Genomic DNA, 21918 nt, shown 5'->3' on the forward strand with positions numbered 1-21918 from the left:
GTTGAGCCAGGATCTAACGCCGCAGGTCTTCGAGGGTCTTGAACGTTTGTGCGAGCCGCAGGTGGGCAGCGGCATGCTGGCCGCGCCCGCTGGCAGCGGCATCCTGACTGCGCCCTCCTTTCCCGGCATCGAGCGTATCGAGGCGCAGTTTTCCGGCAACGTCTTCGAGCCGCATCGGCACGATACCTATGCGCTTGGTGTCACGCTGCACGGCGTTCAGACTTTCACATATCGCGGCGAGCGGCGCTTCAGCCTGCCGGGGCAGGTGATCGTGCTGCATCCCGACGAGGAGCATGACGGCGGTGCGGCGACCGAGGCCGGGCTGCATTACCGCATGCTCTACATGGAGCCTTCGCTGCTGACGGAATGCCTTGAGGCGGAGAAGATCGGGCTTCCCTTCGTCGAGCAGCCCGTGATTGCCGATAGTGCGCTGGCGAAGGTGCTTTTGGGAGCGCTCGGCGCACTCGATCGGGAGCTGGAAGAGCTTTTCGTCGACGATTTCGTCAGCCACGTCGCCGGCGGCCTGTCACGGCATTCGCAGATGCGCCGCCGGCCACTGGGCACGGTTGCCTGGCGGCAGGTGCGGGCAGCACGCGATTATCTGGAGGCGCATGCGCTGAGGCCCGTGCGCTCGGGGGAACTGGAGAAGATTACCGGCCTTGACCGCTTCACGCTGTCACGGCATTTCCGCACGGCCTTTGCCACCAGCCCGCACCGCTACTTGCTGATGCGGCGCCTGCAGCAGGCGAGGGCGCTGATAGGTACCGGCGAGGGTTTTGCCGACGTGGCGGCCGCGACGGGTTTTGCCGACCAGGCGCATTTCAATCGCCATTTCAAGAAGGCCTACGGCGTCACTCCCGGCCAGTGGGTCAGTCTCAGACGGGGTTTTCCGCAAGGCCGGAACGGCGCGCGATAAAGCGGGCAAGCGCCGGCCCGATCAGCAGAATGACCAGGAAACGGCCGGTCTGCATGGCCATGACAAAGGGCACGTCGACATCGCTTGATGCAGCGATGATGGCGACGGAATCGGCGCCGCCGGGGCTGGTGGCGAGATAGGCGGTCAGGGGATCGATGCCGGCGAAGACGTGCAATGCCGCCGCCATGCAGCCGCAGAGCGCCATCAGCAGCACGATACAGGCAGCGACCCGCGGCAGGGCCCGCGCCACGTGGCTGATGATCGAGCGGGTGAAGCGCAGGCCGATGCTCCAGCCGACGAGCGCATAGGCGATGGCAAGCAGCCACATAGGCAGCTCGATCTTCAGGATGCCGATGCCTTGCAGGAAGGCACCGAGAAAGAGCGGCACGATGATCATGCCCCCCTGGATTCGCAGGAGGCGCACGCCATAAGCGCAAGAGCCAGCAAAGGCGATCGTCGCGGCAAAGGCTGGCCAGTCTACCGGGGGGAAGAGGACGAGCGGCGGCGGCTCGCCGCCATCGGTGGCCACCCAGAGGCGCGAGATCACCGAGGCGCCGACGGCGACGAAGACGACGCGCAGATATTGCATGAAGGCGACGAGACGGGCATCGGCGCCATAGGCTTCCGACATGATGACCATGGCGGAGGCCGCACCCGGCGAGGAGCCCCAGACGGCGGTCGTTCCGGGCAGCACCTGCCAGCGTGTCAGAAGCCAGCCGAGGCCGGTGGCTATGGCGATGACCGAGAAGACGAACAGCAGGAAGAGCGGCGCGTCCTTCACCATGGCGCCTAAAATATCAGGGGTGATGGTGCGCGCCATCATCAGGCCGACGAGGACCTGACCGAACTGCAGCGGCAGAAGCGGCACGCGAAGCTTTCCCTTGCCGACGGTCAGCGTCAGCACCATGGCCGCGACCATCGGCCCGATCAGCAGCGAGGCGGGCAGGGCCGAGAGTTCGAGGAAGATGGTAAAGGCTGTGGAAAGCGCGAGCAGCAACGCCCATTTCGGCAGGCCGGCATCCCGCAGCAGGCGGTGCGCGTGGCTGAGTGGCATGAATCCCCGTGTGTTTCTCGGCCGGTGCCAAGCCCTGAGGCTGAAGATGGGAGGAAGCTCCGGCATGACGAAGAGAGGCCGGCTCAAGGGCCGGTCGGTGCTGCTTCGGTATAGGCGGGCGCCGCGAGCGCGGTCAATTGCGAAATCTGGCTTCCGGCGAGGCAGCATGCGAATTTGATTCAAGCCTCGCATCAAGTCCTTGTTATCTCATCTGAGTCGAACATGCTGGACGAGGAAATCGAGCAGGGCGCGCACACGCGCCGGCAGCGGTCCGCCCTGTCCCATATAGACGGCATAAAATTCTTCGATATCGCCGGGATTGGCGGCTTCCAGTACCGGCACCAGCCGGCCGGCATCGATATCGGCGCGCACGGTGAAGGCGGCCAGCCGCGCAAGACCGGCGCCAGAGAGCGCGAGATGGCGCATGGCTTCCCCGTCTCCAACCTGCACGCCCGGCGTGATCGGCACGGACACGGTTTCGCCGTTCTCGCGCAGCGGCCAGCCCTCGACGGCGCGGGCGTAGGAAAAGCCGATGCGGCAATGGCGGCTGAGATCGGCGACGCTGCGCGGTTCGCCATGACGACTGATATATTCGGGCGAAACGACAATGAGCTTGCTAGTGGTGCCGAGCTTGCGGGCAATCAGGCTGGAGTTCTTCAAGGGGCCGGTGCGGATCGCAACGTCGGCGCGTTCTTCCATCAGATCGACCACCCTGTCGGTGTGAGCGATATCGAGCGTAACGGCGGGATGAAGCGCCATGAAGGCGGGCACGAGTGGCGCCAGCACATGATTGCCGAAGGAGCCGCTGGTATTGATACGGATGCGGCCCGAGGCCTGTTCGCGTGACGACGCCTGGCGCTCGGCCTCGGCGATATCGGCAAGGATGGCGATGCTGCGCTCATAGAAGGCGCAGCCCTCCGGCGTCAGTTGCAGCTTGCGGGTCGAGCGGTTGACGAGGCGGACGCCGAGGCGCGCCTCCAGCCGGGCGACGAGCTTGCTCACGGCCGACGGCGTCATGCGCCGCGCCGAGGCGGCTGCGGAAAAGCCGCCACGCTCGACAACACTGACGAAGACTTCCATTTCCCCCGAGCGGTTGATGTCCTGACGGCCCATGATGAATTCAAGTCACAGATGATGTTCTGTTTCGCAATCTATATCAACGGAAATGCCGGGTCTATCTCGGAGGAAACACAGGAGACAGATCGATGGAGTACAGAAATCTCGGCGCATCGGGCCTCAGAGTGCCGGTCCTTAGCTTCGGCGCGGGCACGTTCGGCGGCAGCGGTCCGCTGTTCGGCGCCTGGGGCAATACCGATGCCGAAGAAGCCCGGCGGCTCGTCGACATCTGCCTCGAAGCCGGCGTCAATCTCTTCGATACGGCCGATGTTTATTCGGCCGGCGCTTCCGAAGAGGTGCTCGGCCAGGCGATCCGCAGCCGGCGGGATGCCGTGCTGATTTCGACCAAGACCGCGCTACCGATGGGCGAGGGGCCGCAGGATTGGGGCACGTCGCGGGCGCGGCTGATCCGGGCGACGGAGGATGCACTGCGACGGCTCGGCACCGACTATATCGACCTTTTGCAGCTTCACGCCTTTGATGCCTCGACCCCGGTCGAGGAGGTGCTGTCGACGCTCGACAGCCTCGTCGCCGCAGGCAAGATCCGCTATGTCGGCGTCTCGAATTTTTCCGGCTGGGAGCTGATGAAGTCGCTCGCGGCGGCCGAGCGCTGGGGCCATCCGCGTTATGTTGCCCATCAGGTCTATTATTCGCTGGCGGGTCGCGACTATGAATGGGAGCTGATGCCGCTCGGCGCCGATCAGGGCGTCGGTGCCCTCGTATGGAGCCCGCTCGCCTGGGGGCGGCTTACCGGCAAGATCCGCCGCGGTGAGCCGCTGCCGGCCGCCAGCCGATTGCACGAGACGGCCCAGTATGGCCCACCTGTCGACGACGAGAGGCTGTTCGACATCATCGAGGTGCTGGATTCGATCGCAGCGGAGACCGGCAAGACGGTGCCGCAGATCGCGATAAACTGGCTGCTCGGCCGGCCGACGGTATCGAGCGTCATCATCGGCGCCCGCAACGAAGATCAACTCAGGCAGAACCTTGGCGCGGCCGACTGGAGCCTGTCGAAGGATCAGATCGAAAGGCTCGACGCGGTCAGCGCGGTGACGGCGCCTTATCCTTATTTCCCCTATCGACGGCAGCAGGGCTTTGCGCTCCTCAATCCACCGATCGTCTGAGGCGGTCGGCCCGGCCTGTCCATGGCTCCTGGTCTACAACAAAAGGGGAGTGAAATCTTTTCCCAATCTTAACTGGACAGCCGCTTTGACTTGCCCCATACCCAGCCTGCTGCATATCTCCTGTAACGGAATCGATGTAAGACGAAATTATGCAGCAATTTTAAAGTTCTACAGCGTCCATTTACGTCTGAGCGGACGTGCGGCGCAGTAGTCTGCGGGACGCGGTTCGTCTACGCGGAATGGCAGGGAGAACAAAGGGATGGCGCTGAAGGACGCAAGGGCTGGAACACGCAACGAGGCGGGGATATCCGCTGTGCTCGGTATTCTCAAGCAGAGCTTCGGCGAGCGTTTCCAAACCGGCCAGTCCTTCCGTGAACAGCACGCCCATACGACCACCTATATTCCGCCGCTACTGCCCGATGGCGTTCTCTTTGCCGAAAGCGCCGAAGATGTGAAGATGGCGGTCAGGGCCTGTGCGGCGCACAAGGTGCCGGTGATCGGTTTCGGCACCGGTTCCTCGCTGGAAGGTCAGGTCAATGCCGTCAACGGCGGTATTTCGATCGATCTCAGCCGCATGAGCCGGGTGCTTGAGGTCAATGCGGAGGATCTCGACTGCACGGTCGAGCCCGGTATCACCCGCGAGGCGCTAAACGTCCATCTGCGCGATACCGGCCTGTTCTTTCCGATCGATCCCGGCGCCAATGCCTCGATCGGCGGCATGGCGTCGACGCGGGCCTCCGGCACCAATGCGGTGCGCTACGGCACGATGAAGGACAATGTGCTTGCCGTCACCGCAGTCACCGCCAATGGTGAGGAGATCCGCACGGCGCGGCGCGCCCGCAAGTCTTCGGCCGGCTATGACCTGACGCGGCTCTTTGTCGGCGCCGAGGGCACGCTCGGCATATTGACCTCGGTGACGCTGCGCCTGCAGGCGATCCCGCAGAAGATTGCCGGCGGCGTCTGCTCCTTTCCGAGCATCAAGGCGGCCTGCGACGCCGTCATCATGACGATTCAGATGGGCATTCCGGTGGCCCGCATCGAGCTGCTCGATGCTGTGCAGATGCGGGCGTGCAACGCCTATTCCGGGCTGTCTTATGCCGAAAGCCCAACGCTTTTCCTTGAATTCCACGGCACCGACGCGACCGTGCCGCTGCAATCGGCAGCCTTCGCCGAGATTGCGGCTGAATGTGGCGGGAGCGAGTTTCTGTGGACCGCCAATGCCGAGGAGCGGACCAAGCTCTGGAAGGCGCGTCATAACGCATACTTTTCCGCGAGGGCGCTGGCGCCGGGGCTTGCCGCACTTTCGACCGATGTTTGTGTTCCGATATCGAGGCTTGCCGATTGCGTTTCCGAAACGCAGGCGGATATCGAGGAACATGGGCTGCTCGGCCCTATCGTCGGCCACGCCGGCGACGGGAATTTCCATGTGCTGCTGTTGTTCGACGACAAAAGCGCCGGAGACATCGCCAGGGCCGAGAGCTTCGTTGAGCGGCTCAACCGCCGGGCACTCGATATGGACGGAACATGCACCGGGGAGCACGGGATCGGGCAAGGCAAGATGGCCTTTCTGGAACAGGAGCTCGGAGGCTCGGTGGATCTGATGCGACAGGTGAAGCAGGCGCTCGATCCGGACGGCATCTTCAATCCCGGCAAGATTTTCCACCAAGGCTGAAAACGGAATATTCTCATGAACTTGGGCCTTGCCCATCGCATGAATAGCGCTAGTGTCGACAACAGAACCCTGAACAGTGTCGGCAACACAATCCCGAATGGAGAATCCTTGCATTGGTAGGCCGGTTCCTCGTCTTTTTGGGGGGAGTGATCGTCGTAGTGCTGTTTGTGGCGCTGCTTGCGCCGTTGTTCATCGACTGGACGGATTTCCGGAAGAACTTCGAGGATCAGGCAAGCCGCATCATCGGTAAGAAAGTCACCGTCCACGGCACGGTGGATGCCCGTCTGTTGCCGTTTCCGTCGGTGACGCTGCATGATGTGCGTGTCGGTCAGGAGGCTGACGGCACGCCGATCGTCAAGGTCGAACAATTTTCCATGGATGCCGAGCTTGCTCCTTTCCTGTCCGGCGAGGCGCTGATCTTTGATATGCGCGTCGTCAATCCGAAGGTGCGCCTCAGATTGCTCAAGGACGGCACACTCGACTGGATGCGCGGCAGCCGCGCCGAAATACCGGCCAAAACAGTCGTTCTCGAAAATGTGCATGTCAGCGGCGGCGAAGTCGATTTCCTCGACGACCAGTCGGGCCGGGCGCGCCGCATCACCGGCTTGAATGCGGAGATGTCGGCCAAATCGCTCGCCGGCCCCTGGCGCGTCGAGGGCGATGCGGCCCTCGACGGCGAACACGGCAATTTCTCGATTTCGAGCAGCCAGCCGGACGAGAAGGGCGTGCTGCGCATGCGCACGAAGCTGTCGCCGGACAAACATCCGGTCAGTATCGATCTCGACGGCGAACTGAAGCTGGTCGACCGCAAGCCGAACTATCAGGGCCAGCTTTCGGCGGCGATCGAAAACCGCAACAGCGCCAGGTCGGCCAACAAGAACGAGCAGCCGCCGAGGCTCAAGGGCCGCTTCGAGCTTACCAACGAACGTATCCGCATTCCCGAATACCGGATGGAGATCGGCCCGACGGACGATCCCTATGTGATAACCGGGGAGGCGACACTCGATACCGGCAACGCGCCTGAGTTCTTGTTGACCGCTGACGGGCAGCAGATAGACGTGAACCGCATCGGCAATCAGGGCGCGGCCGGCAAGACGACGCGGGATGCCGCGGTTTCGGCGCGCCAACGGTTGAATTCTCTGATCGATATCGTCGCGCAGGTGCCGATCCCGCAGGTGCCGGGTAAGGCAAGCGTCAAGCTGCCGGCCATCGTTGCCGGCGACACAACGCTACGCGATGTGCAACTGGAGCTGGAGCCGGCCGGTACCGGCTGGATGATCGACAGCGCCGTCGGCACGCTGCCAGGGCGCACGCAGGTGGAAGGCAAGGGCAAGCTGCTTCTGCAGGGAGACCCCTCCTTTAACGGCCAGATCGTGGTGGCCTCGAACCAGCCAACGGGGCTGGCTTCCTGGCTGGCCGGATCGGTCGACCCGGCCATTCGGCAATTGCGGCAGGCGGGTTTTTCCGCCAATGTCAGCCTGACTCATGAATTGCAGCGTTTCGAAAATCTCGAAATCGCCATCGGATCGGCGACGCTGAAGGGCCGCCTGGAACGGCAGTCGATATCCGGCCAGACGCCGACCCTGTCGGTGGCGCTGAATGGCGACACGCTCGATCTTGACGCGCTGCAGGCGCTGGCTGGTCTCGCGACCGGGCAGGAGAGCGGCGACAATGTCCTCGACCATAAGATCGCCGCGCAGCTCAAGGCCGACAGGTTCACCGCCTTCGGGGTTGACGCCGAGAATGTCGAGACCACCTTCACGATTGCCGACGGGGCGCTTGCGGTCGACCGGCTGTCAGTCAAGAATCTCGCGGGCGCCGAGCTGACGGCGACCGGCCGGGCAGAAGGTTCGCTGCTCGACTATAAGGGTGCGGGTGAGATCACCTTCAAATCGGCCGATCCCGGCGGTTTCTTCACCATGCTGCGCGAGCATCTTCCGCACCATCCCGTGCTCGATCGGCTGGTGCGCAATGCCGGCTGGTACGGCAATACGGCGTTGCGCGGTGCGCTGACGCTCGGCGGCGACGAGGGCGATGCGATGACAGTGACGCTGGCCGGCGTCTCGAACGGCAGCCGGGTGAACCTTGACTACCGCATGTCCGATCTCCTGGCGCTGACCGGCAACGGCACGACGAGCCTTGAGGCGACGCTCGAAAACGCCGTGCCATCAATCCTGTTCGGTCAGGCCGGGCTCGACCCGCTGCCGGTCGATGTCGGCGCGAATGGCCGCCTGACCCTCAAGGTGAAGGCGTCGGGCAACGATCCTGCCGATGCGGCGCTGACCTTTGCGACCGACCGGACCTCGTTTACCGCAAAGGGCAAGGTTGACGTGCGGCCGGAGAGCTTCATGAATGGCCAGATCGCGCTTTCGCTCGACAGCGCCGATATCGACCCCTATCTCATCATGAACGGTATTGCCCTGCCGCAGACCGGAACGGGGTTGCCGCTCGGCCTGCAGGTCAATGCCGCCGTCGATAGCGACAAGATCGTTTTGTCCGATCTCAAGGGACATGCGGCCGACAACGCGTTTTCCGGTGCGCTGACCTTCGATCGCAAGGCTGCGAAGACAACGGCGAGCGGCGAGCTGACGCTTGCCAAGGCAGATGCCGGCTGGCTCGGCGAGGCGGTGTTCGGCCAGATCGTCGATCCCGCCAGCGGCACGCTGTCGAAGGCGCCTCTGGGCCTGCCCACCTTCAAGGATCTGGACGTCAGGGTGAAGCTGTCGGCCAAGGAATTCTGGCCCGGCCTGCCGGAAATAGCCGTGTCCGATTTCACCAGCAACGTCGCCTATAAGGGCGACGAGTTGCAGCTCAACGACATGGCCGGCAACTGGGAAGGCGGCAAGCTCTCCGGCAATCTTCTCTTCACCAATGCCGACGGCACCGGTTTCCTGCAGACGAAGCTGGCGCTTGCCGATTCCGATCTCGCCGGGGTCATCTGGCTGCGTGACGGCGCACCGGTCGCCAACGGCAAGTTCGGATTGTCGCTGTCGTTGGAGGCCTCGGGCAAGACGATCAGTGAGATCGCCAGCTCGCTCAATGGTTCGGGGGAGCTGAGACTCGGCGATATGAGCATACGCGGACTTAACCTTGCCATTCTTCCGCCGCTGCTTGCCGCCACCGACCCAATGCAGGAACAGATCAACGCCGGCAAGGTGCATCCGATCGTCGAGACGTTGCTCAACAACGGCGAGGCGAAGTTGCCGCCGCTCGGAATACCCTTCAACGTCACCGACGGGACGCTCAGGGTGCAGAATGTGACCGTGGCCAACGATCTGGCCCGGGTTACCGCCGACGCGCAGATCGCCTTGCCGGAGCAGCGGATCAGCGCGACGGTCGGTATCGGCCTCAATCCAGGCGCGGAGGCGCTTCCTGGTGTCGAACCGGCGCTGCGGCTGAACTTTTCCGGCATGTTGCCGTCACCCGGCAAGACGATGGACGTGACCGATATCACCAGCTACCTGTCGCTGCGTGCTTTTGAGCGCGAGCGGCGGCGGGTCGAGCGGCTGCAGGCGATCGTGCTCGAAAAGCAGCGCCTGCGCCGCGAGGTGGCGCTCTATCGTTTCAATGACGCCGAGCGCGTCAGAGCGGCGGAAATCGAACGGCAACGGCAGGCTGAGGAAGAGCGGCTGCGAAGACTGGCGCAGGAGACAGCTGCGCAGAAGGCTGCTGCCGAGGCGGAGGCCGCACGTGCGGAGGCAAAAGCCAAGGCTGATGCGCAGGCGAGGGCGGCCGCCGAGGCGGAGGCGGCCCGGCGCTCCGGGCAGATGCAGCCCGGTCAGCTCGATTTCGACCATCTGCCGGGCATTCAGGCGCAATGAAGACGCGTGGGGTTTGCGTCGCCTGATATTTCAGATTTTTATTTGAATTCCCGGCGTCACGGTCGGCCGCCACAGCCGGCTTTCGCCCACGAAAGCACATGGAGCCGCAGCGCTGAGGATAGGTTGCTGGCCGGCGGGCGGTGGTCGTCGATCTCGGAAATCAGGGCGGCAAGCGACATGGAACGGCTTGCCGCAATCGTCTTCAGCTCGGCCCAGAATTCATCTTCCAGCGAAAAGCTGGTGCGATGGCCATGCAGTGTCGCCGAGTGCTTGCGGATCATCAGCCGGTTCACATCGCAATCGGCTTGGAGGATCGATTCAAGGAAATCGCGCAAGTGGCTGATCGCCGATTCGTTTCCGGCTCTTCAAGCTTTGCGTGAAGCTTCATGCGCCGTCGTCATCCGTCTCGATCCGGCCATCGCGGTGAGCCTTGTCGGCCTTCTCGTTCAGAGTGCGGGTGAGCTGCTTTTCGGCCTTGGTGCGGCCAAAGGAAATACGGTTCTGCTCCGCCTGCTTCTCCTTTTCGGAGCGGGCCTGCTTTTTGCGAAACTGACGCAGATTGATGATTTCGGCGCTCATGCGCGAGGCTTGATCCTTATGAAAAAGGGAGGCTCGGCCTCCCTTTGAAATCACTGCTTCTTGCGGAAGGAGTCGAGCGAGACGACGGAGCCAGGTTTTTTCTCTTCGCTGTCGGCCGGTTTTGCGCCGGCGGCTTCATCGGACTTTCCTGCCGCGTCGACGGGATAGGCGGTGATCTCACCGGACGGCAGTTCCTCGCCGTCGGCGAGCGGCACGTCAAATTCGAGCTCGAAATTGACCGAGGGATCATAGAAGCCGCGGATCGCATTGAACGGTATGACCAGCTTCTCCGGAACGTCGGAGAAGGAAAGGCCAATTTCGAAATGCGTTTCGGTGATCTTGAGATCCCAGAACTGATGCTGGATGACGATAGTCATCTGCTCGGGATATTTGGACTTCAGGTGCTGGGAGATGCGCACGCCGGCGGCACCCGTGAGGAAGGTGATGAAGAAGTGGTGGTCGCCGGGCAGACGACCCGTCGTTGCCACCTCCGCCAAAACCTTGCGGATGACGCCGCGAAGTGCATCCTGCGCCAGAATGTCGTAGCGGATATGATCCTGCCCCATGCTTTTCCTGTCTTTCGTCGGTTCTGAAGTCTTTTCACAAGGTTTATGGCACGTTCAGGCGCCTTGGGAAAGTCCGGAGCCGAGTCACGCATAGATCAGCATACATGATTTCAGTCTGAGGGAGAAGGTGAAGGCTTCTGTTGCCAGGTGCCTTCGGACCCCGCCTAGAGGTGCGAACCACTAGGACTTTGATTGAAGTGTCACACCGCGATTAAGCAGCGAGACGAGCTTCCGCATAGTTGTCGTTTGCAACTACAATTTTAGCCCGATAACGGCGGTACAATGCCGAGCAAAAAGTCGATCTTTACACCCTTGTCGATCCTATTTCGCCCCCATCAGAAGCCGGCCTTGATACCGCCGGTTTTTGGTGGAGGCGCCGGGTACCGCCCCCGGGTCCAATAGGTTTATTACACCGCTCATTTATTGCCATAGCCGGCCCGAGAGCCAGCAGGGCTGATATAGTGATTTCCTTCGTCCAAGGAAAGGGCAAACGTCATAAAAGCTTTATGTCGGGCGGAAGAAAGAACGGGAAAATATCCGCCTGCGATTGGTTTCCTCAAGGTGAAGGCTTAAATTGGAGAAAATGGAATCAGCGCGACATGCAGCAATATCTCGATCTCCTCTCCCATGTGATGGAAAAAGGCTCCGACCGGGGCGACCGCACCGGCACCGGCACGCGTTCGGTCTTCGGCTACCAGATGCGCTTCGATCTCGAGGAAGGCTTTCCCGTCCTGACGACGAAGAAGCTGCATCTGCGCTCGATCATCCACGAGCTTTTATGGTTCCTGAAGGGCGAGACGAATATCCGCTATCTCAAGGAGAACGGCGTCTCGATCTGGGATGAGTGGGCCGACGAGAACGGCGATCTCGGGCCGGTCTACGGTGCCCAGTGGCGCTCCTGGCCGGCACCGGACGGTGGCCATATCGATCAGATCGCCAATCTCGTCAAAGGTATCATCAACAATCCGAACTCACGCCGCCACATCGTCTCAGCCTGGAATCCGGCCGAGGTCGACCAGATGGCGCTGCCGCCCTGCCATTGCCTGTTTCAGTTCTACGTGGCCGACGGCAAACTCTCCTGCCAGTTGTACCAGCGCTCCGCCGATATTTTCCTTGGCGTGCCCTTCAACATCGCCTCCTATGCGCTTTTGACGATGATGGTGGCCCAGGTGACGGGGCTCAAAGGGGGCGATTTCGTCCACACCCTCGGCGACGCGCATCTCTATCACAATCATTTCGACCAGGCGAAGCTGCAGCTGACGCGTCGGCCAAAGCCGCTGCCCTTCATGCGGATCAATCCTGAAGTGAAGGATATCTTCGGGTTCAGGTTCGAGGATTTCGAGCTGATCGGCTATGAGGCCGATGCCAATATCAGGGCGCCGATCGCCGTCTGAGCCGGGACTTTTCATGGCCGAGATCCGCAGGACCATCATCGCCGCCGTCGCACGCAACGGGACCATCGGCCGGGAAGGCGACATGCCATGGCGGCTATCGAGCGATCTCAAGCGCTTCAAGGCGCTGACGCTCGGCAAGCCTGTCGTGATGGGCCGCAAGACTTATGACTCGATCGGCAAGCCGCTGCCGGGGCGGCCGAACGTGGTCATTTCGCGACGAGCAGCGATCGAACACCCCGATGTCGGCATGGCCCATTCGCTGACCGAGGCGATGGACGCTGCCGACAGATTGGCGCTGCAAACCGGGGCCGGCGAAATCTGCATCATCGGCGGCGGGCAGATCTATGCTCAGGCCATCGATCTTGCCGATCGGCTGTGCATTACGCATGTCGAGGCCGATCTTGACGGCGACGCGTTTTTTCCGGCGATCGATCCGGGCGTCTGGCAGGCGGGGGAGGTAGTCGCCGTGCCCGCTGGCGAGAAGGACAGCTACCCCACGCGCTACGTCGTCTATGAACGCCGTCGCGCCTGAAAACGAACTATTTTCCAATTAAATTGACCAAGTTTCTCACGCTGCGTTGAAAGCCGGTGCGGCGATACCTATAACGGTCACCAACGCATCGGCCGGTCAGCCCCCACGGTCCCGAATGCGGGGAAGACTTAACGAACAACGAGGTTTTGATGCCCTGGAGCAATCAGAATGGCGGCGGCGGCCCTTGGGGCGGCGGCGGTAACAATCAGGGACCATGGGGCCAAGGGCCGAACCGCCCACGTGGCGGCAAGGGCGGACCGCCTGATCTGGAAGACATCATCCGGCGCGGTCAGGATCAGCTGCGCAATATCGTGCCCGGCGGTTTCAATGGTGGCGTGGCGGCGATCGTCGTGGCGATCGTCGCTGTTTTCTGGCTGATCCAGTGCGTCTACACCGTCCAGCCGGACGAACGTGGCGTCGAGCTGCGCTTCGGCAAGCCGAGAGAAGAGATTTCCATGCCCGGCCTGCATTTCCGCATCTGGCCGATGGACGCGGTCGAGATCGTGAAGGTGACCGAGCAGCAGCAGAATATCGGCGGACGCAACAACAGCAATTCGACGGCTGGACTGATGCTTTCCGGCGACCAGAACATCGTCAACGTGCAGTTCTCCGTGCTCTACACGATCAATGACCCGAAATCCTATCTTTTCCGTCTCGAAAATCCGGCTGAAACGCTGCAGCAGGTTTCAGAAAGCGCCATGCGCGAAATCGTCGGCCGGCGCCCGGCACAAGATGCCTTCCGTGACAATCGCGGACCGATCGAAACCGAAGTGCGCAACATCATCCAGGATACGATGGATCGCTATGGCGCCGGCATTGCGATCAACCGCGTGACGATCGAGGACGTCGCACCGCCGCGCGACGTGGCCGATGCCTTCGAGGAAGTGCAGCGTGCCGATCAGGACAAGCAGCGCCTCGTGGAGGAAGCGAACCAGTACGCCAACCAGAAGCTCGGCCAGGCCCGCGGTGACGCGGCCCGCATCCGCGAAGCCGCAGCGGCCTATAAGGACCGGATCGTCAAGGAGGCTGAAGGTGAAGCGCAACGCTTCGTTTCGATCTACGACGAGTATTCCAAGGCTCCTGACGTGACGCGGGAGCGGCTGTTCCTGGAAACGATGGAACAGGTGCTGAAGGGTTCCAAGAAAGTGATCATAGACCAAAAGGCGGGCGCCGTGCCTTATCTGCCTCTCAATGAGGTCGGCAGGCCGACGCAGCAACAACAGCAGCAGGGAGGCTGAGACCCATGTCGAACAGACTTCCGGTAATTCTGATCCTCCTGGCGGTCGTGCTGGTCGGGATCTATTCCTCGGTCTTCGTGGTGAGTGCCCGCGAACAGGCCATCGTCGTTCGCTTCGGTGAAATCCAGTCGGTCAAGACTGACCCTGGCATCTATTTCAAGCTGCCTTTCGCTTTTGCCGATGCCGACAGGGTGCAATACGTGCCGAAGCAGGAACTGCGCTTCGATCTTGACAATATCCGTGTCCAGGTTTCCGGCGGCGCATTTTATGAGGTAAATGCCTTCCTCATCTACCGTATCAATGACGCGCGCCGCTTCCGCGAAACCGTTTCGGGCGACAGGGAGGCGGCAGAAGCGCGGCTTCGCACGCGCCTCGATTCCGCCTTGCGCAGGGTCTACGGCGTGCGCAGCATCGAAGCCGCGCTCTCCCGGGAACGGGTGGCGATGATGCTCGAGGTTCGCAACGAACTCCAAGCCGATGCGGAGACGCTCGGAATCACGCTCGACGACGTGCGCATCAGCCGGACGGACCTCACTCAGGATGTTTCCGAGCGCACGTACAACCGCATGCGGGCCGAGCGACTGGCGGAGGCCGAACTGCTGCGGGCGCAGGGCACTGAGGAAGGCCAGCGCCGCCGCGCCATCGCCGACCGCCAGGTCGTTGAGCTGACTGCCGGCGCACAACGCGACTCCGAGATCCTGCGTGGCCAGGGCGATGCCGAACGCAACCGCGTCTTCGCCGAGGCATTCTCAAGGGACCCGGGTTTCTTCGAGTTTTACCGCTCGATGGCGGCCTATGCGGCGACGCTTTCGTCGCAGGACACAACGCTGGTTCTGTCGCCGGATTCGGAATTCTTCCGCTATTTCAACAACGCTGCCGGCGCCGCGCCGGCGAGCCCGGCTGCGTCGGCTCCCGCAACGCCCGAAGCAACCGCTCCGGCGCCAGCCCAGCCGGCGAACTGAAAACACCGGGATCTGTTTCCCTCCAAGATCGAGAAAGGGTCGGCCCACCGCCGGCCCTTTCGATTTCAAGAGGTAAGGCCGGGCTTTTGTGATGGTCCGTCAGATTGCACGGGGATTTCGCGAAAAGGTGATTTCACCCTCCATCATTCCGCCTTATGCTGGTGCTGAATATGCGCATTTACGCCTTATGAGGAAGCTTGATGGCCCCGACGATTCGCTTGCCCTTCAGACGAACGCTCGCGCTTCTGGCCAGCGCCACCATCCTGGCGCAAGCCGGCGTGAGCGGGGTTGCTTTTGCGCAAACCACGCCTGAAACAGCAGCGCCCGGGGTTGCCGCGCCTGTTCCGGCTGCTCCCACGCCACCTGCATCTACCACGCCGCAGCAGACGCCACCGGTTCAGACCGTCATGCCGACCAACGGTCCGGCTTCCGTTGCCGATCTCGCAGAAGGGTTGCTCGATGCTGTGGTCAATATCTCGACCTCGCAGAATGTGAAGGATGACGAAGGGGGCGGCCCGGCGACTCGTGCCCCTGACGGGTCACCATTCCAGGAATTCTTCAACGACTTCTTCAACAAACAGCAGGGCAACAAGGGCCCCAACCATAATGTCAGCTCGCTTGGATCCGGTTTCGTCATCGATCCGGCCGGCTATATCGTGACCAACAACCATGTGATCGAGGGCGCCGACGACATCGAGGTCAATTTCGCCAACGGCTCGAAGCTCAGGGCGAAGCTGATCGGCACGGATACGAAGACTGATCTTTCCGTGTTGAAGGTCGAGCCGAAGACACCGCTGAAATCGGTGAAATTCGGCGACTCCAGCGAGATGCGCATCGGCGACTGGGTCATGGCGATCGGCAATCCGTTCGGCTTCGGCGGTTCGGTGACGGTCGGCATCATTTCCGGGCGCGGCCGCAACATCAATGCCGGCCCCTACGACAACTTCATCCAGACGGATGCGGCGATCAACAAGGGCAATTCCGGGGGGCCGCTCTTCAACATGAAGGGTGAAGTGATTGGCATCAACACGGCGATCATCTCGCCGAGCGGCGGCTCGATCGGCATCGGCTTCTCGGTACCGTCCGAACTTGCTTCCGGCGTCGTCGAGCAGTTGCGCCAGTATGGCGAGACGCGGCGCGGCTGGCTCGGCGTGCGCATCCAGCCGGTGACAGACGACATCGCCGACAGTCTCGGGCTCGACACCGCCAAGGGCGCACTGGTCGCCGGCGTCATCAAGGGCGGTCCCGTCGACGACGGCTCGATCAAGGCGGGCGACGTCATTCTGAAATTCGACGGCAAGGCGGTCAATGAAATGCGCGACCTGCCGCGCGTCGTGGCGGAAAGCACGGTCGGAAAAGAAGTCGACGTCGTGGTGCTGCGCGACGGCAAGGAGCAGACCGTCAAGGTGAAGCTCGGCCGGCTCGAAGACAGCGATCAGGCGGCATCCGGCGATGCAGCGCCGGATGGCGTGATCACCCCTGATCCCGACGAAAACGACGATATGGATCAGCCGGATACTGGCGATCAGGCAGCGCCCGCACCGGGCACACCGGCGCCGGACCAGCACCAACAGGGCCAGGTATCGCCGGATGCGGCCATGCCGAAGAACGTGCTCGGATTGTCGCTGTCGCTCCTCAGTCCCGAAACACGCAAGGCTTTCGGCATCGCCGAAAGCGTCGACGGCGTCGTCGTGACGGAGGTGGAGGCCGGCTCCGCCTCGGCCGAAAAGGGGTTGAAGCCAGGGGACGTTATCGTCGAGGTGGCACAGGAGTTCATGAAATCCCCGGATGCGGTCGCGGCCAAGGTGAAATCGCTGAAACAGGAAGGGCGCCGCAACGCCCAGCTGATGATCGCATCGGCAAACGGCGATCTGCGGTTCGTTGCGGTGCCGATGGAATAGGAGAACTGCGGCGGTGGCGACTAGGTGCCGCCTTCCTGTTCTCGCTCAACTCCTCCCGCATTCCTGTGACATCCCTCGGGCAAAGCCCTGAGGCCACAGGAATGCGGGAGGAGGGGCGCGTTTCGGCCTTCTTAACCCATCACGAAATCGGTCTTCCGATAACCCTGGATATAAAGAAGTGCCGTCAGGTCGGCGTGATTGATGCGCATCTGCGCCTGAGCGGCGACAGTGGGCTTGGCGTGGAGGGCGACGCCGGAGCCGGCGAGCTGCAGCATGCCGAGATCATTGGCGCCGTCGCCGACGGCGATTGCCTCCTGTGGCGAAATGCCGAGGCTTGCTGAAATCTCGTTCAGCGCATCCACCTTTGCCTGCTTGCCGAGGATAGGTTCGGCGACGAAGCCGGAGAGAATGCCATCCTCGTCCAGCAGCGTATTGGCGCGGTTTTCGTCGAAGCCAAGAGTGGCGGCGATGCGGCTGGTAAAGACGGTGAAGCCGCCGGAGACGAGGGCGGTGTAATGACCTTTCGATTTCATGGTGGCGATCAGCTCCGGCCCTCCCGGCGTCAGCGTGATGCGCTTGGCGATGACCTCGTCGACAACCGAGATCGGCAGTCCTTTCAAGAGGGCGACGCGCTCGCGCAGGGCGGGCTCAAAGGCGATCTCGCCATTCATGGCGCGGGCGGTGATGTCGGCGACCTTCTCCTTCAGGCCGACTTCTGCGGCGAGTTCGTCGATGCATTCCTGGCCGATCATCGTCGAATCCATGTCGGCGATCAGCAGCTTCTTGCGGCGGCTGTCCTGCTCCTGGATGACGAGGTCAATTGGGGCGCTCGAAATGACGGCGAGAAGATTGGCCTCGGCCGCTTGCGCATCCGCGCCGTCGCGCAGTGCGATGTCGCAGGCAACGCCGTCGGCCAGCCAGTAGAGGCCGGAAGCGGTTACTGCCTCGGCCGCTTGTTCGGCAATGCCGGGAGTAAGCACAGGATTTGACGGATTGGCAACAAGCGTGGCAACGAGGGCCATGATGGAAAACCTTCTGAGCGTAGAGAACGCGATCCTGATAACCGGGCCGACCGCCAGCGGCAAGTCCGCCCTTGCCGTGGAATTGGCCAAGCGCCATGACGGCGCGGTCGTCAATGCCGACAGCATGCAGGTCTACGATACGCTGCGGGTGCTGACCGCGCGTCCGTCGGAAGAGGAGATGCAGGGCGTGCCGCATCATCTCTACGGTCACGTGCCGGCGGGGGCCGGCTATTCCACAGGCGCCTGGCTGCGCGATGTCTCGGCGCTTTTGCCGGCCCTCAGGGCCGCCGGGCGGCTACCGGTTTTCGTCGGCGGCACCGGGCTTTACTTCAAGGCGCTGACCGGCGGTCTCTCCGAGATGCCTGATATACCGGAAGTACTGCGGGAAGACTTGCGCACGCGACTCGTGGAGGAGGGGCCGGATGCGCTTTACGTTGAGCTTTGCGAGGCCGATCCCGCCATGGCGACAAGCCTCAACCGCCAGGACGGTCAGCGCATCGTCCGGGCACTGGAGGTCATCAAAGCGACGGGACGCTCGATCGCCGATTTCCAGGTCCGGTCCGGACCTGTGGTGATCGATGCCGACGAGGCCCGCAAGATAGTCGTTCTCCCGGACCGGGCGGTGCTGCATGCTCGCATCAATGGCCGTTTCGAAAAGATGCTGCAACAGGGTGCGGAAGACGAGGTGAAGGCGCTGCTTGCGCTCGACCTACCGGCCGATGCGCCCGTCATGAAGGCCATCGGTGTGTCGCAGATCGCGGCGATGCTGAAGGGCGAGATGACCCGCGACGAGGTGCTGGAGAAGGGGGCTGCGGCGACACGGCAATATGCCAAGCGGCAAATGACCTGGTTCCGCAATCAGATGGACGAAAGCTGGGAGCGATTGACGCTTTAGCATGAGGCTATATCGTCTGGCTCGTTGCCAATCAACTGTCTTTCAGGATCGCATCATGCCTGCCATTTCTACGTTCCATGGCCTCTCGGCCTTTCCGCCGACGCCTGCCGATCCCGATGGCCGGGTCGACCTTGAGGGGCTCTGCCGCTTGCTGGCCCCCCTGTGCGAGTCAGATGTGGCCTCCATCGGCCTTCTCGGCAGCACCGGGATTTACGCCTATCTCACGCGCGAGGAGCGGCTGCGGGCCGTCAAGGCGGCGGTCCAATGCGTCAACGGCCGTGTTCCACTCCTCGTCGGCGCCGGCGCCCTGAGAACGGATCATGCCGTGGATCTCGCCAGGGACGCCGAGGCTGCCGGCGCGGATGCGCTTCTGCTTGCGCCTTTTTCCTACACGCCGCTGACCCAGGAAGAGGTCTACCAGCACTTCCTCGCTGTGGCCAAGGCAACCAGACTGCCGCTCTGCATCTACAACAATCCCGGCACGACGCACTTCATCTTCAGCCGCGAGCTTCTGCAGCGCCTCTCCGATGTCGAGACGATCAAGGCGGTAAAAATGCCGCTGCCGGCAGACGGTGATTTGCTTGGGGAGCTTGCGACGTTGCGGGAAAAGACCGATCTCGCGATCGGCTACAGCGGCGATTGGGGTGCGGCGGAGGCACTGCTTGCAGGCGCAGACGCTTGGTACAGCGTTATCGGCGGGCTTCTTCCCCGCGTAGCGCTCGCTCTGACCAAGGCCGCGATCGCCGGCAATGACGGCGAGGCGCGCCGGCTCGATGGTCTTCTGCAGCCGCTCTGGGACGTGTTCAAGGCGTTTGGAAGCATTCGCGTGGTCTATATGCTGGCCGAGCATCTCCTTGGCGTTCGGGCGGAGCTTCCCCGACCGCTCCTGCCGCTTGGGCCGGCGGATCGCCAGCGTGTGCTCGATGCTGCCCGGCCGTTGATCGCCCTGGAGCATCAATCCTTGTTGTAAAGGCTGCTCAGCGGCTTTTTCAGGATGCTTTCACGCAGAGACGGGCCGGGTTCCCGGCGGGTGATCTGCGGCTGGTCGGTCGGCGGCGCCGGCCGAGGAAAGACCGGCTCCTCGCGACGCAGTTCGCGGCGCAGCGCGTCCAACCGCGGATCGATCGGGGCCGGTTCGGCCGGGTCCAGCCGCGGCGCCTGCGGCAGCAATTCGCGCCGGTAGGATTGGAGTGGCGCCGAAGCCGGTGCCGACGGGGTAACGGGTTTGGCATCGGAAGCATCGTGGGTTTCCTGAGCCTCGTCGAAATCTGGCATGGATGCCGCAACGCTCTGCTGAAAATTCGAAATGTCAGGCCCGACGGTCACCGCCCGCATGCGGGTGACGATCTTGCGCAAATCGACCGTATCGGGATCTTCCTCGCTATGCTTGCTGTTGGCGCTGGCGGCCTTCGGCAGGAGGTTCTCTTCAACACGGGAGAAGCGCATCCGCATCGGCACGCTGATCGCCTCGCCGAAGGCGATCGCCTCACCGTTGCCGATCGAGGAGATGAAGCTCGTCGTCGAGATCGATGAATTCGGGATGGCTGAACGAATGATTTCCTGGTCACGGTCATTGGCAAGGCGCATGGCAAAGAGCGTCGAGCACTGTGACAGGATCGTCTGGTCGAGCTCGCCTGGCCGCTGAGTGATGATGCCCAGCGAGACACCGTATTTACGGCCCTCCTTGGCGATGCGGGCGATCGCCTGGCGCGTAGGGATGAAGCCGAGGTTCGGATCGGACGGGATGTAGCGGTGGGCTTCCTCGCAGACGACGAGCATGTGGATGGCGCCGTCACTCCACAACGCCACTTCGAAAGCCATGCGGCAAAGCACGGAGGCGACCGAATTAACGACTTCGGAGGGAATGCCGGCAAGCTGGAAAGTGCAGATTGGTCTGTTATCTCCGGGGATGCGGAAGATCTGCGCGATGGTATCGGTGATCGTGTCGCTGATCGTGTTGTTGGAGAACATGAAGTGATAGCGCGGATCGTTGATCGCGGCGATGAGGCGCATCTTCAGCGACCGCAGGGAGGGCTTTTCCGCTCGGCCTTCCAGGCGGCCGATGCGCTCGTCGATCAGCGCCAGCAGATCGGCCATGCGGTAGGGAACCGGCGTATCGGCGGTGATCGAGCTCTTTTCCGTCGTGCGGCGCACCAGCGAGTTATCGCTGCCGCGGAAGGCGCGTTTGGCCTCCGGCATGATGTCGCGCAGCATGTCGAGCTCTTCGGGCACGGGCAGGCGGCCGCGAAAGACGACTTCGGCAAATTCCTCCAGCCGCATCAGCCAGAAGGGCAGGTCGAGCGTATCCGTATCGATGGTGACGGCGTGCTTGGGAAAGGCGGCGGCGAATTCATTGTGCGGATCGAGGATCAGTACGCGCAGCTTCGGATCGGCCGCGATCGCCTTGTGCAAAAGTAGCGATACGGCGGTCGACTTGCCGACGCCGGTCGAGCCGACGACGGCGAAATGCTTGGAGAGCATTGACGGGATGTGGATCGCCGCATCGATGCTTTCATCCTGCGTCAGCTTGCCGATGATGGCGGTCGTCCCCGTTCCGGCATCGTAGATGCGCATAAGGTCGGCGGCGCGGATGCGATGGGCGATGGCGCCGAGATAGGGATAACGTGAGATGCCGGTCGAAAATTCCTCGCGCCCGTCCTCATCGACGCGGACTTCGCCGAGAAGCTCGGTCTCGATCCTGAACTTGTTGTCCTCGCCTTCGCCCCAGGCATGGCTGCCGGTGTTCATTTGATAGACCAGGGCGACGACACGGTTGCGGCCGACGCTGATCGAAATCAGCCGGCCGACGGACCAAAGTTCTGTAAGATCGGTGCCGCCCTCAACGGCGACAGCGGCAATCGTGGCCCTGGAGCCGCTGCATGCAACGACGCGGCCGAGAAAGCGATTTCCCGGCGTATGGCCGTCGCGTCGATCGTGCTCGCCTGCCTTGCCAGACATGCGCAAGTCGTTGTTGGGCAAAGGCTACTCCTTGCGGTAGCGTTAAAGGATAAAGTCGATCCTTTAACAAATCCTTCATCCTATCGATTTTGGGAGGCCGTGGCCCAGGCAGTTTTTTATTGCGGCATGCGTTGACGCTGCGAAATTTTCTGTCTATCACTGCCGGCC

At 62.4% G+C, this 21918-nt stretch carries 18 protein-coding genes and 1 other RNA gene; 11 read left to right on the forward strand and 8 right to left on the reverse strand.

The window, feature by feature from the left end; translation table 11 throughout:
* The first annotated feature begins 1 nt into the window (after position 1).
* Positions 2 to 916: an AraC family transcriptional regulator gene (locus tag PH551_RS01480; protein ID WP_285191572.1), complete on the forward strand. Its 915-nt coding sequence runs from the start codon at positions 2 to 4 to the stop codon at positions 914 to 916.
* Here PH551_RS01480 and PH551_RS01485 read toward each other — a convergent pair.
* Together PH551_RS01485 and PH551_RS01490 are read right to left on the reverse strand one after the other, a co-directional pair.
* Complete coding sequence (locus PH551_RS01485) at positions 876 to 1970, reverse strand: AbrB family transcriptional regulator (RefSeq protein WP_285191573.1); 1095 nt, start codon at positions 1968 to 1970, stop codon at positions 876 to 878. The genes PH551_RS01480 and PH551_RS01485 overlap by 41 nt on opposite strands.
* A gap of 207 nt (positions 1971 to 2177) precedes the next feature.
* On the reverse strand, positions 2178 to 3083 hold the full coding sequence (locus PH551_RS01490; RefSeq protein ID WP_285191574.1) for a LysR family transcriptional regulator: 906 nt from the start codon (positions 3081 to 3083) through the stop codon (positions 2178 to 2180).
* A 92-nt stretch (positions 3084 to 3175) separates the two neighbouring features.
* Between PH551_RS01490 and PH551_RS01495 the strand changes: the two genes are divergently transcribed.
* The 3 genes from PH551_RS01495 to PH551_RS01505 all read left to right on the forward strand — a co-directional run bounded on the left by PH551_RS01495 (position 3176) and on the right by PH551_RS01505 (position 9703).
* Complete coding sequence (locus PH551_RS01495; RefSeq protein WP_285191575.1) at positions 3176 to 4210, forward strand: aldo/keto reductase; 1035 nt, start codon at positions 3176 to 3178, stop codon at positions 4208 to 4210.
* A 259-nt stretch (positions 4211 to 4469) separates the two neighbouring features.
* Positions 4470 to 5882 (forward strand): FAD-binding oxidoreductase, encoded by a 1413-nt coding sequence (locus PH551_RS01500; protein ID WP_285191576.1) that lies wholly within the window; start codon positions 4470 to 4472, stop codon positions 5880 to 5882.
* 113 nt (positions 5883 to 5995) lie between these two features.
* Positions 5996 to 9703 carry an AsmA family protein gene (locus PH551_RS01505; protein WP_285191577.1) on the forward strand — a complete coding sequence of 1236 codons (3708 nt, stop codon included), beginning with the start codon at positions 5996 to 5998 and terminating at the stop codon, positions 9701 to 9703.
* Between the two features lie 56 nt (positions 9704 to 9759).
* Here the strand turns inward: PH551_RS01505 and PH551_RS01510 are convergent, their stop codons facing one another.
* The 4 genes from PH551_RS01510 to ssrA all read right to left on the reverse strand — a co-directional run bounded on the left by PH551_RS01510 (position 9760) and on the right by ssrA (position 11336).
* The gene (locus tag PH551_RS01510) at positions 9760 to 9984 is read right to left on the reverse strand and encodes a ribbon-helix-helix domain-containing protein (RefSeq protein WP_285191701.1); all 225 of its coding nucleotides are present in this window, start codon (positions 9982 to 9984) and stop codon (positions 9760 to 9762) included.
* A 103-nt stretch (positions 9985 to 10087) separates the two neighbouring features.
* Complete coding sequence (locus PH551_RS01515; RefSeq protein ID WP_085778743.1) at positions 10088 to 10282, reverse strand: DUF4169 family protein; 195 nt, start codon at positions 10280 to 10282, stop codon at positions 10088 to 10090.
* Between the two features lie 50 nt (positions 10283 to 10332).
* Positions 10333 to 10848: an SspB family protein gene (locus PH551_RS01520; RefSeq protein ID WP_285191578.1), complete on the reverse strand. Its 516-nt coding sequence runs from the start codon at positions 10846 to 10848 to the stop codon at positions 10333 to 10335.
* A 126-nt stretch (positions 10849 to 10974) separates the two neighbouring features.
* Positions 10975 to 11336, reverse strand: a transfer-messenger RNA (tmRNA) gene (ssrA, locus tag PH551_RS01525).
* Between the two features lie 111 nt (positions 11337 to 11447).
* Here ssrA and PH551_RS01530 point away from each other — a divergent pair.
* From PH551_RS01530 to PH551_RS01550, 5 genes are all read left to right on the forward strand, one after another.
* Positions 11448 to 12242, forward strand: coding sequence for a thymidylate synthase (locus tag PH551_RS01530; protein WP_285191579.1), 795 nt, complete (start codon positions 11448 to 11450; stop codon positions 12240 to 12242).
* Between the two features lie 13 nt (positions 12243 to 12255).
* Positions 12256 to 12774, forward strand: coding sequence for a dihydrofolate reductase (locus PH551_RS01535; protein ID WP_285191580.1), 519 nt, complete (start codon positions 12256 to 12258; stop codon positions 12772 to 12774).
* A gap of 149 nt (positions 12775 to 12923) precedes the next feature.
* Positions 12924 to 14012, forward strand: coding sequence for an FtsH protease activity modulator HflK (gene hflK / locus PH551_RS01540; protein ID WP_011426043.1), 1089 nt, complete (start codon positions 12924 to 12926; stop codon positions 14010 to 14012).
* 5 nt (positions 14013 to 14017) lie between these two features.
* Positions 14018 to 14974, forward strand: a complete 957-nt coding sequence (hflC, locus tag PH551_RS01545) for a protease modulator HflC (RefSeq protein WP_285191581.1) — start codon at positions 14018 to 14020, stop codon at positions 14972 to 14974.
* A gap of 200 nt (positions 14975 to 15174) precedes the next feature.
* On the forward strand, positions 15175 to 16875 hold the full coding sequence (locus PH551_RS01550; RefSeq protein ID WP_285191582.1) for a Do family serine endopeptidase: 1701 nt from the start codon (positions 15175 to 15177) through the stop codon (positions 16873 to 16875).
* Positions 16876 to 17006: 131 nt separating this feature from the next.
* Here PH551_RS01550 and serB read toward each other — a convergent pair whose 3' ends face one another.
* Positions 17007 to 17897: a phosphoserine phosphatase SerB gene (serB, locus tag PH551_RS01555; protein ID WP_221112248.1), complete on the reverse strand. Its 891-nt coding sequence runs from the start codon at positions 17895 to 17897 to the stop codon at positions 17007 to 17009.
* On the opposite strand from serB, the gene miaA reads away from it, so the two are divergent.
* Positions 17896 to 18792 (forward strand): tRNA (adenosine(37)-N6)-dimethylallyltransferase MiaA, encoded by an 897-nt coding sequence (gene miaA, locus PH551_RS01560; protein ID WP_285191583.1) that lies wholly within the window; start codon positions 17896 to 17898, stop codon positions 18790 to 18792. The genes serB and miaA overlap by 2 nt on opposite strands.
* Positions 18793 to 18847: 55 nt before the next feature.
* Positions 18848 to 19762, forward strand: coding sequence for a dihydrodipicolinate synthase family protein (locus PH551_RS01565; RefSeq protein ID WP_285191584.1), 915 nt, complete (start codon positions 18848 to 18850; stop codon positions 19760 to 19762).
* Here PH551_RS01565 and PH551_RS01570 read toward each other — a convergent pair.
* The gene (locus tag PH551_RS01570; protein ID WP_285191585.1) at positions 19747 to 21771 is read right to left on the reverse strand and encodes an ATP-binding protein; all 2025 of its coding nucleotides are present in this window, start codon (positions 21769 to 21771) and stop codon (positions 19747 to 19749) included. The genes PH551_RS01565 and PH551_RS01570 overlap by 16 nt on opposite strands.
* Positions 21772 to 21918 lie beyond the last annotated feature (147 nt).

The organism is Rhizobium atlanticum (assembly GCF_030182485.1).
Lineage (GTDB): Bacteria > Pseudomonadota > Alphaproteobacteria > Rhizobiales > Rhizobiaceae > Rhizobium.

What these genes read in the sequence shown, in the direction of transcription:
- PH551_RS01530 (WP_285191579.1), top strand. Translation starts at nt 11,448, where the DNA reads ATGCAGCAATATCTCGATCTCCTCTCCCATGTGATGGAAAAAGGCTCC.
- PH551_RS01515 (WP_085778743.1), bottom strand. Translation starts at nt 10,282, where the DNA reads ATGAGCGCCGAAATCATCAATCTGCGTCAGTTTCGCAAAAAGCAGGCC.
- PH551_RS01535 (WP_285191580.1), top strand. Translation starts at nt 12,256, where the DNA reads ATGGCCGAGATCCGCAGGACCATCATCGCCGCCGTCGCACGCAACGGG.
- PH551_RS01565 (WP_285191584.1), top strand. Translation starts at nt 18,848, where the DNA reads ATGCCTGCCATTTCTACGTTCCATGGCCTCTCGGCCTTTCCGCCGACG.
- serB (WP_221112248.1), bottom strand. Translation starts at nt 17,897, where the DNA reads ATGGCCCTCGTTGCCACGCTTGTTGCCAATCCGTCAAATCCTGTGCTT.
- PH551_RS01500 (WP_285191576.1), top strand. Translation starts at nt 4,470, where the DNA reads ATGGCGCTGAAGGACGCAAGGGCTGGAACACGCAACGAGGCGGGGATA.
- hflC (WP_285191581.1), top strand. Translation starts at nt 14,018, where the DNA reads ATGTCGAACAGACTTCCGGTAATTCTGATCCTCCTGGCGGTCGTGCTG.
- PH551_RS01495 (WP_285191575.1), top strand. Translation starts at nt 3,176, where the DNA reads ATGGAGTACAGAAATCTCGGCGCATCGGGCCTCAGAGTGCCGGTCCTT.
- PH551_RS01510 (WP_285191701.1), bottom strand. Translation starts at nt 9,984, where the DNA reads ATGATCCGCAAGCACTCGGCGACACTGCATGGCCATCGCACCAGCTTT.
- PH551_RS01520 (WP_285191578.1), bottom strand. Translation starts at nt 10,848, where the DNA reads ATGGGGCAGGATCATATCCGCTACGACATTCTGGCGCAGGATGCACTT.
- miaA (WP_285191583.1), top strand. Translation starts at nt 17,896, where the DNA reads ATGATGGAAAACCTTCTGAGCGTAGAGAACGCGATCCTGATAACCGGG.
- PH551_RS01550 (WP_285191582.1), top strand. Translation starts at nt 15,175, where the DNA reads ATGGCCCCGACGATTCGCTTGCCCTTCAGACGAACGCTCGCGCTTCTG.
- PH551_RS01490 (WP_285191574.1), bottom strand. Translation starts at nt 3,083, where the DNA reads ATGGGCCGTCAGGACATCAACCGCTCGGGGGAAATGGAAGTCTTCGTC.
- PH551_RS01485 (WP_285191573.1), bottom strand. Translation starts at nt 1,970, where the DNA reads ATGCCACTCAGCCACGCGCACCGCCTGCTGCGGGATGCCGGCCTGCCG.
- hflK (WP_011426043.1), top strand. Translation starts at nt 12,924, where the DNA reads ATGCCCTGGAGCAATCAGAATGGCGGCGGCGGCCCTTGGGGCGGCGGC.